Source organism: Neorickettsia sennetsu str. Miyayama, assembly GCF_000013165.1.
Lineage (GTDB): Bacteria > Pseudomonadota > Alphaproteobacteria > Rickettsiales > Anaplasmataceae > Neorickettsia > Neorickettsia sennetsu.
Genome location: NC_007798.1, coordinates 344,877 through 357,767, shown reverse-complemented (window position 1 = coordinate 357,767; position 12,891 = coordinate 344,877). Strand labels below are relative to the sequence as shown.

Here is a 12,891-nt window from a genome sequence, read left to right as displayed (position 1 = left end):
CTAACACAAAAATGTGCAAAACCCTGTGAGAATTGACAAATTCCTTGCTGAGTGCTACCGTGTACACAGTCTATTCCTGTAAAGAAGAATTTAAGATGCAAATATTCGTTGCCTGCCCTAGGGGCTTCTGCGCAGGGGTGGAACGTGCAATAGAAACAGTTGAGATAGCAATAAGAAGATATCCAGAAAAAAAAATTTTTGTCTACCATGAGATAGTCCATAATTCCCGCGTTATACAGGATTTCAAAGCACGAGGTGTGGATTTTATAGAGGACATCACTAAAGTAGAACCAAAGTCAGTATTGATTTTTAGCGCACACGGTGTTTCTGAAGAAATTGAAAAATACGTAAAGTCACTAGATTTAGTGCTTGTGGATGCAACCTGTCCACTGGTCTCAAAAATACATCGTGAAGTTCAAAGATTTGAAAAAGAAGGTTTTATTATTCTAGTCATAGGAAATAGAAATCATGCTGAAATAATCGGAACAGTTGGAAGAACTAAAACACAAGCCTATATCGTCCAAGATCCTGAAGATATAGATAATCTCCCCTCAATAACTGGAAAGTTGGCATACGTCACACAGAGTACACTTGCGCTTGAGTACACATCAACAATGATAAACAAGATAAAAGAAAAGTTCCCAAATGTGGTTGGACGGTCTGATGTATGTTATGCGACTCAAAACAGACAAGAAGCTGTTAAAGCACTTGCCAAAGAAGTGGATCTGATGTTGATAGTTGGTTCTACCAACAGTTCTAATTCAAGGAATCTAATGCAGGTCTCATCAAAGATATGCCAAAAAGCATTTCTCATAGATAATTACAACGAAGTCGAACCCGATTGGTTTGAAGGAGTAGACAGAGTAGGAATCAGTTCGGGTGCTTCTGCTCCGGAAATACTTGTACAAGATCTTGTATCATTTTTGAAAAAAAGATTTCCTTCTGCAGAAGTTTCAGACTTCAAATTTAAGGAAGAGAAAGTGCAATTCAAGCTCCCAATTATATAGAGAAGTAAGATAGAACCCCAATTCCTATCTGATTTATAGTGCTTCCACCTTCGCCATCATATACAATTTGATGCTTCTCACACATATCTGCTATCAATAACTTATCAAGATTATACTTTGCATTTTTTTATGGCTTCTATTCCAGGGAGTGTGCCCTCCTCCTGAAATTTAAGAAAAGCACCACCGGATGTAGAGATATAGGAAAAACATGGCTCCTGGAGTGATTTAATTGCGGCTAAGGTGTCGCCTCCTCCTATTATGCTCTTAATGTTCGCATTCTTTGTTAGAAAAGAAATAAATCTAGCTAACTCATGTGTACCACTACAAAACGGTTCAAATTCAAATGCACCAATTGGACCATTCCACAAAATTTTCTCTGCTTTTGAAAGAATGCCCTTCATTGCAATGAGCGATGCTGGCCCTATATCCAAAATCATTTCATTGTGAGGAATCATCCTGGCATCGGTAAAGTGGAAATTTTGATCCTCAACCCCATGTGAGGTAACGAAATCAAATGGTATAAAAAGTTCAGGTAATGTAATATCACAGTGACAATCCTCACACATGGATTTGCCCACGTTATAACCTCTAGAACGCAATATCACATTTACCAGAGCACCACCCAATATGACCATTTTTACTTTTTTTAGAAGACCTCGTATTAATGGCAGCTTCGTCGAAATTTTACTGCCACCGATTACTGCAACAGTACCCTTCGTAGCTGCACTATCTAGCTCTTGATATTCCCGTAAAAATGCCAAACCCATAGCAGATGGAAGAAATTGTGGTATTCCTACTACGGATGCATGTTCCCTGTGCGAAACAGAAAAAGCATCATTTACATACACATCACCGTGTCTTGCAATAAGCATTGCAAATTTAGAATCGTTCTCCACCTCGCCAGCAAAGAATCTCACGTTTTCTAAAAGAATAATCTCCCCTTGTCTGAGTAGAAGTTCATTGCTCAGATCTGACACAACCCTTATATCTAAGCCAGTGAACTGACAAATCTGTCCAATGATTCTCTCAAATGAGAATTTCTCCTTGATAGCAGCAGTTGGTTTACCAAAATGAGAGAGCAACAATATAGCGCAACCATTTTTTAAAAGTAGATTTATAGTTGGTAAAACTACCGCAATCCTGGAAAAGTCAGTTATTAAACCCTCTTGATTAACCGGAACATTAAAATCGACCCGAAGAACTACTCTGCAGTCTTTTACATCTTCTACGTCAACCATTTATCGATAAAATTGAAAAATTCATTACATTTTACGTAGACAGTCATGTCATTTCTGTGCTGCTAAATACAACTGAAATATCCCTTTTGAAAGGAAGAAGACCCATGCAACCCAACGAAATTATACTAAAAACTATTCCTATCAACATAACGAATTTTGACACTGTAATCAGTAAGCAATTTTCCAATCCAAACTGACCACATAAAAAAATATGGATACTAAACTGGTTGAAAGCACAAAAACGACCCTTTTGCTACATCAGCGTATAACAAAAGCAGACTATTTCGCGAACGGCTCGAATGAAGATACGAGGTCTTACAATTTAGTGCTGATAAATCTGGCTACATCCAACATGCGCGCGGAAAATCCCCATTCATTATCATACCAAGCACCCAAACGCAGCAACCTACCCTCAACAACATAAGTGCCAGTAAGATCAACTATCGCACTATGCGGATCCCTGTTGAAATCCACTGAAACAAGCGGTTCAGCACAAGTTGAAAGAACACCCCCTAAATAAGAAGATTCTGCTTTGATAAATGCACTATTTACTTCATCAACAGTAACGGATCTAGAAGTGGTAACTGTCAAATCCACCATTGAAACATTAGGAGTCGGGACCCTGACTGCGACACCATCAATTTTCCCAGCTAACTCCGGGAATATTTTCCCTACAATCTTTGTAACCCCAGTTGTGGTCGGTATAATTGATGTCCCACAAGCCCTACCACGACGTAAATCTCTATGACTATTGTCAACAACATTTTGGTCATTTGTATATGAGTGTATGGTAGTCATAAAAGCGGCCTCAACACCAAAGTTCTTATGCACTACTTCGATTAGCGGCGCGAGGCAATTGGTGGTACACGAACCAACTGAAATTATTCTATCAGAAGGAGTTAAAGCGTGCTGATTCACCCCATAAATTATTATAGAATCAGCATCCAAAACGGGTGCAGAAACTAAAACAGCTTTCGCACCAACCTTAAGGTGACCCGACGCCTTAGTGTGAGAATTAAAAACCCCGCTACATTCTAAGACAATGTCAACACCTATAGCACGCCAATCAAGAAGCGATATATCCGTCTTGCTAGAAAATCGAACTGGTACACCATTTAGGATAGCTACGTTGTCCTCAGCTAAAGACATCGAACACTCAAATTTTCCGTGCACAGAATCATATCTCAAAAGATGCAGACAACTTTCAACTGCGCTAGGCGTATTCACAGCTACTATCTCTAATTCATCACACGGAGAACCTATTAATATCCTTAGAACGGCCCTACCTATACGACCAAAACCATTAATTGCTATTCTCATCTGTTCAACCAAAGGACAAAATCACGGAACCAGCAAAGAAATCATAAAACGGAAAACTTAGGGGAACCTAAAAAACTCTAAATACCCTTGACTGGATTTGAACCAGCACATCCGCGAGGATAGCAGATTTTGAGTCTGCCGCGTCTACCATTCCGCCACAAGGGCACATAACTACTCCTTCCTTCCATCGAAGGGATCACTTGGACGACCTACTCCTTTCCACGGAGTGAGAGAATCAAACGACCTATAATCCTGAGAAAGATCAACTTTCTCATAAACAACCTCCTTCGACTCAAGATCGTACCTTACCTCTTTATAACCAGTAAGAGGAAAGTCTTTCAGCATTGGGAAACCTTCAAACTCGTAATCGGTAAGTATCCTACGGAGGTCAGGATGGCCTTCAAAAACCACACCATACATATCATATACCTCCCTTTCAAACCAATTTGCAACCGAAAAAACACCACAACACGTAGGGACTTTCTCAGAAGCCGGATCTACAGACACCTTCACACAACACCTTCTATTACGTTTCAAATCTAGCAAAAGGTATACAACTTCAATTCTTTTCTCTCGTTCTAGGTAGTCTATCCCAAAAATATCAGTTAGCTGCTCAAAACCACAGGAAGACAGATGGGAGATAAGCTCAACCAAAGACTCCAGCGAAGAATTAACAACACACCGCCCAGGCGCATTAATTAGAGCATCAACTTCAGTTGTGTCAATAGTCATATTCGGTAAATCGGTTTATCTCCTGATAAAGTTTCTCTGCCGGTTTATTTTTTTCTGAAGGCACAGAACACCGTACAAAAGCGCTTCTGCTGTAGGCGGACAACCAGGAACATATACATCCACGGGCACAATCCTATCGCAACCTCTTACGACAGAATATGAGTAGTGATAGTATCCCCCTCCATTAGCACAACTCCCCATTGAGATTACATACTTGGGCTCGGCCATTTGATCGTACACCCTGCGGAGTGCTGGTGCCATCTTGTTGGTCAGGGTACCTGCAACAATCATAACATCAGACTGCCTTGGACTCGGCCTGAAAATCATCCCAAATCTATCCATATCATATCGACTAGCAGTAAAATGCATCATCTCAACTGCACAACACGCCAAACCAAAAGTCATCGGCCACAAAGAACCCGACCTAGCCCAATTTATAAGGTCGTCAAGTTTAGCAACGAGATAACCATCACTGCTAACATTAGAAAGTGCGTTTACATCACTAAAACCATTTCCCATAAAGCACCAAGTAATTGAACAAAAATAGCCTAGATTACTCCTACAACCTACTGAAACCGACACAACCCAATGCAAGAAGCTAAAACAATAACTGATACCAGGTCGAACACATCTCTGCGCCTAAAGATAGATTTTACCGATACAACCAATCTCCCAACCAGGTCATTTACCTCCAATCTAGTGCACCAGAAACAAATTCATACACAAATCCGACAGTCAAAATAATGAGAAAGATTAATACCGAAACGAAAGCTGCAGGACCAAGTTCCCTAGCACTTACAGCCCAGGGGAAAAGGAAAATTATCTCCAGATCGAAGATGATAAACAGTATTCCCACCAAATAAAACCGGACATTAAATCTTTCACCAGTAGAGCTTAATTTGTCAAAGCCGCACTCGTAGCTATCACCCTTGTGCCTCTCATGTGAAGAAGGCGCAATAAAAACCGGCAAGGCAAGCATTACGCAGCTAATGAAGCACGCCACAACAAAGAAGAGACCAACGAAAATATAGTCCTCCACTACCCACTTTCCTATGCCAACAACTGAGGATTCTAACATCTTTATGAGCACATAAATAGAGCTAGGTAACGATTTTATACTGTCGCTATGGCAATGTGTCATTAGTTCTTAGCTCGCTGTAACTAAGATTTAGCCCTCTTGCTTTAGTAGAAGAATAGGTATACGATCGCTATCATCTTTTTTATACTTCTCGCTTCTTGAGGTTGGATTCCAAAACGCGATTTTTTTTCAGTGTTCTCAGATGCGTGCCGATAGTTCTCGAGGAATATTTTGTCCCGTTACTCGTTTTGACAGTGAGACTCTGGATGGCGGGGGCTTTTGTTTATTACGGTCTCTCTAGATTGTCGGGCTTTTTGTATTGCTTGCTGTTCTCTTTGTGTGAATACAGATTTTCGCTATTGGGAAGTGTTTTGTGGGCGGTTTTGTGTACAGCGAGCGACGTTGTCTCCGCGCTTTTAGTTAGCCTTGGGCTCCTTAGCAGAGTAGCATCCTTTCAGATGCTTGTTGCGACCACTATTGTTTATTTATCTCATAGCTGTCTTTCGGGGTATTTTCACTGGTTGGTGGCCGGAAGTGTTCTTGCTCTATTTGGATTTAGCTTTTCCCAGTCAGCTCTTCCGAGTGAAGAAAAAATAGGACACGATTGTTTGTCGGCATAGGTCTTTCTTATTTTCTATAAAATGAAGTATTCACTCATCCACCGCTAAGGCGGGTGTTACGTAGTAAAGTTATGCAAAGTGATTCAGACCATTAAACTGTCTAAACACCTCTTGAGACAAACGCTCATAGGAAAAATTCTCGTTAGCAGAATATCGCGGTACCGTACGTCCATAATCAAATTTACAATGCTCAAGTACTAGATAAATTTATCAAAAGGCTGTCTCACGTAGAATCACAGCAGCTAGAAAAAACACTAAGCGCAGTCGAGACATGTAAATTCCCTATAGGGGAAATTCAATCCCTATTACTATTCACCCCTTCATGGAAACAGCGTTCAGGATCTTTCTTATGTAACCCACCGACTTCTTCTCCAATGCTTCCTTGCGCAAATCAAGAATCATTGTTGCCAGACCAAAAATTGCACTATATTCAGGTCCATAATGGGTATTGCGCACTTTTGTATTCCCGTGAGTACGCACCTTTTTTGAGAAAACTTTTTCTGCTATGCACTTAATATTCCCTATCCTGCTACCGCCTCCAGTGAGCACAACCGTAGAAAAGTTAACATCCTTAACTTTCTCGTTAAGCAACTCGAAAGTCTCTTCCAAGCGGGGAGTCACCATATCTGCAATTTCACGTATGCTAATTTCTTTAAGGTGTGAAACATCAGAAAAAAGAGAAAGATCCACGCGATTGCTCTCATTATTTTTATCCAAGAAAAGAGCTGCTCTGTCCTTTTTTAGCAGGTCCGCACTTGAAACACCAATATTCAGTCCAAAAGCTATGTCCTTACTGACGTTTGATCCACCAATAGGAACACCAGCAACATGACACACACGACCATCTTTGAATACAGCACCAGTTGTTGAAACTGCACCCATATCGACGACAAGGGCACCAACCTCCTTCTCGTCATTGGATAATACAGAATAACCCCCTGAATATGGAGCAAATGAACATCCTAAAAATCTCAAGCTGCACTGAGATATAAGATTCTCTAAGTTGAGCATCATAGTCTTAATGCCACTCACAACATAAAACGACGAACTTAAGCACCCACCGTACATTCCAATCGGATTAGAGACACTCTGCACCCCATCTATAAAACACTCTTGTTGAGACATGTGTATTATTGAAGTGCTTGCCCTATCGGCGATTTTTTTCTTAATGAGCTCTACATCTGCAGTAGAAATCTTCTTATCCTTGACTTCGATTTTTTCTCCGTAATGCCTTCCTGTAATACTAGTATCAGAGGTAATAACATACACATCATCTATCGCCTCATCTGCAACTCTCTCAGTTGCCTCCAAAACGTCCATTACGCAGCGCTTTGCCTTTTCTATGTTGATTACGGCACCTCCCCTTATACCAACCGTAGGTACCTCAGCAGCACCAATTAGATCGAGCTCCCCAGTATTTGTGAACTTAAATGTCGCACACTTAAGTCTATCACTACCTAAATCAAGAATTGTAAAACGTGCTCCGTCGTGCAATGACTGCAATCTTATTTCCATATTTTAGTAAAATTCACCTCAGAATCCCCGTTACCATATTCGGATTAACTTTACACTTATGCTATTTGAGATACTCAACAACTTAAACGCAAGGTTCCCGAGAACTTTCCCTGTACAAAACATATAATTTGATCGCTGAGACTTTTTATCTCTTCCTGCGATAAACCATGCGTTTGGTTTTCCATACTCACGAAAAAGGCTAATGACAACATCCGTTTTCCCTTAAAATCACCTTCATACTTATCAAAGAGAGTCACATTTTTGATGAAATCACTGATCAAGTACAAACCCCTCTCAATATCACCCCAAAGTGGCACTTTGTCCAGATCAAATACGAAGGAAAAATCCCTTTCGACAATCGGAAATTTGCCAAAAGTGTTTTCCTTTAATTTAAGATTGCAAGCAAGTTTATCTAGAAATAACTCAAATATGGTAATCTGCCTATTTGACGCAACCCTTGGATGCAATTCCCCTATGAAACCAACCTCTTTGCCTTCGATTTTCACATTAGACACTTTTCCAGGGTGATATAAGGACGGCCCATCGCATTTTTCAAAAGAGTATCTCCCACCTAAATCTAAAGAGGTTAGAAGTGCTTCTACATCGGCTTTTGCGTCAAAGAAATCCATCTTATGAGCTTTTTCATGCATATTTCTAGGAAATGAGTCACCATATATTAGCCCTGCAAGCATCTTTTTCTCACAGATAGTTGAATAAATTTTACCTATTTCAAAAATCTTGATGACGTGAAGCCCGTTTTTGATATTCCTTTGGGCAACTTCGACCAAATTAGGAATGATACTAGGTCGCATAACATTGAACTCAGCACCTAATGGATTTTTTATACGCAAGATATTCTCATTAGCAGAACACTTCTTCTCTGATATGAACGGCCACGTTACTACCTCAGAAAAACCCCTGTTCAATAATAATTCTCTGATTCTATCTTCCTTGGAAGTCTCGAAAATTACTGGAATCTTACTTTTCAGAGGAGTACTACGAAGTTGAGCATAACCATATACTCTGAGAAGCTCTTCAGCTATACATGCCTGAGTGATAACATCGCTACGCCAACTAGGCGGAACAACTCTGAAAATCTGCAAATCCTTTTTTGAACTAACCCCAACCTCAGCAGTTGAAACATGAGTATTGCCTATGGAATCTTCAGTAGCTAAATTTTTTCTATTCCCGACGTTAGTGTTATCAGAATGCGACTCGCTGCAAGTGCGGTAATGAGGCATACGCATCTCATGAACTTCAAATCCCAGTCCTTTAAGGATCTGAATTGCCTTACTTGAATCGAGCTCTATACCAGTGAGTTTGCTAAAAAACGATAAAGAAAAATCTATGAATTTGCTCTCATCTTTGGTGAAAAAGCTCTCTATTTTCTCTTTTTCCCCAGCACAAACATCAGATATCAGCTGAGCGGCAAGCACTAGTGCTTTCTCTGTAAAATATGGATCGACACCACGTTCAAATCGATAAGCAGATTCTGTATTAATTTTCATAGCCCTTTTCGTAGAAGCTACCATTACTGGATTAAACACAGCTGCTTCTATAAAAATATTTCGTGTCGACAATGTACAAGCACCTAATTTACTTCCTATAATTCCAGCAACTGCCTGCAATTGCATATCTCGGTCCCTAATTATTATGGACCCAGGTGGCACGCGATATTCCTTATCATTTAAAGCGGCCAAGTAGGATTCTTCATCTGATACGGATACTTGTAGAGTCTCACCAGCAATTTTGTCCAGATCATAAATGTGTAATGGTAACCCGTATGAGAACATTACATAGTTTGCTATATCCACGAGAGCAGAAATTGATTTTACACCTACTCTTTCCACCTTATTCCTAAGCCAGTCTGGAGAGACGCAATTTTTCACATTTCTGATCACTAATCCAGAAAATTTTCGGCAGGCAGTGGAGTCACAAATATTAAATAGAATATTGGCATCATCTTCTACATTCGCATCCTTCTTAAGGAGATTACTAGCTAATTCATCAACCACTGCGCTGCCTTGAGAATCAGTGAGAGGAGAACTTAACACATTGCTACCATGATTAGGTGTAATGTTCTCTACTTCACAAGAGTCATGCCACCCGCTTTCATGGTTACGTTCCGTGTATAAGCCATCAAAGGATGGCTTATACGTGCCAATGAGAACACCGTATCCCCCTGCAGCTAATTCCCTTGCCACGCCATATACACTCAACATATCGCCCCTGTTAGGTGTGACAGCAATTTCAATAAGTGGATCAACTGTGAAAGCATCCCCAACTCTATAATCATCAGAGAGCTCAATAATACCTCCCTTATCCCCTCCAGGAAGTCCTAACTCCTCTAGAGAACAGAGCATTCCTAGGCTCTCGCATCCTCTGATTTTACTCTTCTTAATTTTCATCATATTGCACGGTAGAACTGCACCAACCTGCGCAAGTACAACTTTAAGACCACCCCTTACATTTGGTGCACCGCAGACAATCTGTAGTTCTTGCGTACCATCAAAAACCTTGCAGAGAGTCAATCTATCTGCTCCTGGATGCTTATTACATTCAGTAACCTGTGCTACGATAAAACCCCTCCCTATCGAGTGACAATTTTCCACCTCAAAACCCAAAGATATCAGTGCTTCCACAACTTGCTCTAAAGAAAGTGTCGTATCTAGATGTTCTAATAACCACCCAAAAGTGAATTTCATACAAAGGAAAAGATAATGGAGCCATTAAAAGGTACATGATATTGCACCATTTATGAAAGCTCTTTTACGTCGAATATCGCTGCGTTAAGTACGCTGATCTTAGAAGTGTCCTTTCTTGCATGAAAAAATTGCCCTAACGCCAAAATTCACTCCTAGCCAAATTAATAAAGTTATTTTGTATGCACAACTGCAGAGATTGTAGGGAAAAGTCAGACGTCACCACAATTGATAAATAAAAGAAAAATTTTATAATCAGAGTTACATCTTCTTTTTCAAGCCGAAAGCTCAATGAAGAAACTTTTAGAAAACCTTTCTCTCTGGATGGGGATAATAATCCTTGTAACTCTTCTGTTTGGACAGGTTGCATTGAACTTTGGTTTTGGGGTCAGAAATGAGAAAATACAGTTTTCAGAATTTTTGGACCTGGTAGAGAAAGGGGAAGTCCAGAAAATAGTCATAGAAGGTTATGACATATCGGGTGTGTTAAAAAGCGGAACGCATTTTTACACCAAAGCTACTCAGTACACAGAACTGATTCCACTTCTAAGAAAAAATAATGTTGACTTTCAGGTAGCTTCTGGAGACAGCTTCCTGGGTTTACTCTTCAACATTCTCATATCTTGGTTTCCAATGCTTCTTTTAATCGGTGTGTGGATCTTTTTTATGAAGCAGATGCAAGCCGGGGGCAACAAGACCATGACCTTTGGAAAATCAAAGGCAAGACTTCTGAGTGACAGAAGTAATAAAGTGACTTTCCATGATGTTGCAGGGATAGACGAAGCAAAGGAAGAACTCGCTGAGATTGTTGAGTTTTTGAGGGAACCAAAGAAATTTCAAAAATTAGGCGGAAAAATCCCTAAGGGGTGTTTATTAATAGGACCTCCAGGTACCGGTAAAACATTGCTGGCTAAGGCAATTGCTGGAGAAGCAAAGGTTCCGTTTTTCAGCATCTCTGGTTCAGATTTCGTTGAGATGTTTGTCGGTGTTGGCGCAAGTAGGGTCAGAGATATGTTTGAACAGGGCAAAAAGAATGCCCCATGCCTAATATTCATAGACGAGATCGATGCAGTTGGACGTCACCGTGGAGTTGGATTCGGTGGCGGTAATGATGAACGTGAACAAACCCTGAATCAGCTCTTAGTCGAGATGGATGGTTTTGAAGCAAATGAGGGCGTCATTATTATTGCTGCAACGAATAGGCCAGATGTGCTTGACCCTGCTCTGTTACGACCAGGTAGATTCGATAGACAAATAACAATTTCTATTCCTGATATAGCAGGAAGACAAAAAATATTGGAAGTTCACTTAAAAAAGATTCCTACAGCACCAAATGTGGAGGTTTCAATCATAGCACGAGGTACGCCTGGCTTCTCTGGCGCAGATCTTGCAAACCTAGTCAATGAGTCAGCACTTATCGCGGCTCGTAGGAACAAGAAAGTAGTAACTAATGAGGATTTTGAATACGCAAGAGATAAAATACTCATGGGAATGGAAAGAAAATCTCTTGTCATGAGAGAAGAAGAAAAGTTACTGACTGCCTATCACGAAGCGGGACATGCTATTACTAGTCTAAAACTTGAAGCATCTGATCCAATACATAAAGCAACTATTATCCCGCGTGGACGAGCTCTGGGACTTGTGATGCGACTCCCTGAACATGACCGTGTTTCCTTTACCAGAGCGAAGATGCACGCCGATTTAATTGTTGCGATGGGTGGAAGAGCTGCTGAGCAGGTAATTTTTGGAGATGATAAGACCACCAGTGGTGCTGCTTCAGATATTAAACAAGCAACTCATCTCGCAAGATCAATGGTTACAAAGTGGGGAATGAGTGAAAAAGTCGGTCCACTCCTTTATGGTGAACAAAATGATCCAAATAATCATATCCTTTCAATTGAGATGTCTAATCTCATTGATAGTGAGGTGAAGCAACTTGTTACAGATGCCCTTAAAGAAGCCACTAAAATCCTCAATGAGAATATAGAATCACTTCATCGGGTAGCAAAAGCATTGCTTGAGTATGAAACCCTTACAGGACAGGAATTATCTGATCTACTTGAAGGAAAGTCATTCCTCAAAAAGGCTCCTGATGATAAAAAGGTTGTTTCTAAATCTTCATTAGACGTTGAAGATGATACAGTAGATAAGGAAACATTGGAAAAATTGGAATCCGATCTTGATGCTGGAGACAAGGAATGAAGGCATTTTACGTTTACCATGACCTAGAATCCAAAGGCTTACTTCATGAAAAGGCAAGGTTTGTTTGCCTGAGCTCATCGTTTTCGTTTTGGGCATTTTTCTTCTCACATTTTTGGCTCGCTTTTCATGGGATGTGGCGTTTCCTAGTAATCTTCGTGTTACTCCAGGTATTGGTGTACAAGATTTCAACAGTACTGGCGCCATCAGCATCTTCCATTCTGTCAGGAATTCCCTCTTTCTTTTTGGGAGTCTTTGCTCACCAAATCAGGGAGAAGCATCTGATGAGGAGCGGCTACAGATTGTATGCGATACTCATGGCAGAGAATATGACAGCGGTTCAGTTAAGGCTTTTCAGAGAAGTGGGACACTTTATCTAGATAAGAAAAGTTTCACTTACTTTCTCTCGAATGGCTATTATCCAAAAAAGGATGTGGATAAGAATTGCGTTGCGGCCAGCAAGATCGGACTCATGATAGA

Annotated in this window: 11 protein-coding genes and 1 tRNA gene; 4 read left to right on the top strand and 8 right to left on the bottom strand. The window is 40.4% G+C overall.

The genetic code is table 11. The features are described from left to right. Positions 1-32 precede the first annotated feature (32 nt). A complete protein-coding gene (gene ispH / locus NSE_RS01770; protein WP_227028977.1) occupies positions 33-1,007 on the top strand; it encodes a 4-hydroxy-3-methylbut-2-enyl diphosphate reductase in 975 nt (324 codons plus the stop codon). A 110-nt stretch (positions 1,008-1,117) separates the two neighbouring features. On the opposite strand, the gene NSE_RS01765 is transcribed toward ispH, so the two are convergent. The 6 genes from NSE_RS01765 to NSE_RS01740 all read right to left on the bottom strand — a co-directional run bounded on the left by NSE_RS01765 (position 1,118) and on the right by NSE_RS01740 (position 5,375). After that, entirely contained in the window at positions 1,118-2,245 is a 1,128-nt protein-coding gene (locus NSE_RS01765; RefSeq protein WP_011451827.1) for a phosphoglycerate kinase, read from the bottom strand. Positions 2,246-2,560: 315 nt separating this feature from the next. Beyond that, positions 2,561-3,565 carry a type I glyceraldehyde-3-phosphate dehydrogenase gene (gene gap / locus NSE_RS01760; protein ID WP_041917497.1) on the bottom strand — a complete coding sequence of 335 codons (1,005 nt, stop codon included), beginning with the start codon at positions 3,563-3,565 and terminating at the stop codon, positions 2,561-2,563. Positions 3,566-3,647: 82 nt separating this feature from the next. Beyond that, positions 3,648-3,730 (bottom strand) — tRNA-Leu (locus NSE_RS01755). Positions 3,731-3,736: 6 nt separating this feature from the next. After that, positions 3,737-4,297, bottom strand: coding sequence for a complex I 30 kDa subunit family protein (locus NSE_RS01750; protein WP_011451824.1), 561 nt, complete (start codon positions 4,295-4,297; stop codon positions 3,737-3,739). 15 nt (positions 4,298-4,312) lie between these two features. After that, a complete protein-coding gene (locus NSE_RS01745) occupies positions 4,313-4,816 on the bottom strand; it encodes a NuoB/complex I 20 kDa subunit family protein (RefSeq protein WP_011451823.1) in 504 nt (167 codons plus the stop codon). Positions 4,817-4,982: 166 nt separating this feature from the next. Continuing rightward, positions 4,983-5,375: an NADH-quinone oxidoreductase subunit A gene (locus NSE_RS01740; protein WP_041917496.1), complete on the bottom strand. Its 393-nt coding sequence runs from the start codon at positions 5,373-5,375 to the stop codon at positions 4,983-4,985. A 206-nt stretch (positions 5,376-5,581) separates the two neighbouring features. Between NSE_RS01740 and NSE_RS01735 the strand changes: the two genes are divergently transcribed. Beyond that, positions 5,582-5,995, top strand: coding sequence for a DoxX family membrane protein (locus tag NSE_RS01735; protein ID WP_227028976.1), 414 nt, complete (start codon positions 5,582-5,584; stop codon positions 5,993-5,995). A 312-nt stretch (positions 5,996-6,307) separates the two neighbouring features. Here NSE_RS01735 and ftsA read toward each other — a convergent pair whose 3' ends face one another. Together ftsA and ytpR are read right to left on the bottom strand one after the other, a co-directional pair. Beyond that, entirely contained in the window at positions 6,308-7,510 is a 1,203-nt protein-coding gene (ftsA, locus tag NSE_RS01730) for a cell division protein FtsA (protein ID WP_011451819.1), read from the bottom strand. A 74-nt stretch (positions 7,511-7,584) separates the two neighbouring features. After that, complete coding sequence (ytpR, locus tag NSE_RS01725; RefSeq protein WP_011451818.1) at positions 7,585-10,215, bottom strand: YtpR family tRNA-binding protein; 2,631 nt, start codon at positions 10,213-10,215, stop codon at positions 7,585-7,587. A 288-nt stretch (positions 10,216-10,503) separates the two neighbouring features. On the opposite strand from ytpR, the gene ftsH reads away from it, so the two are divergent. Continuing rightward, the gene (gene ftsH / locus NSE_RS01720; protein ID WP_011451815.1) at positions 10,504-12,414 is read left to right on the top strand and encodes an ATP-dependent zinc metalloprotease FtsH; all 1,911 of its coding nucleotides are present in this window, start codon (positions 10,504-10,506) and stop codon (positions 12,412-12,414) included. Next, positions 12,411-12,791 (top strand): DUF2628 domain-containing protein, encoded by a 381-nt coding sequence (locus NSE_RS01715; RefSeq protein ID WP_011451814.1) that lies wholly within the window; start codon positions 12,411-12,413, stop codon positions 12,789-12,791. The genes ftsH and NSE_RS01715 overlap by 4 nt, the downstream gene beginning before the upstream one ends. The last annotated feature ends 100 nt before the right edge of the window (positions 12,792-12,891 follow it).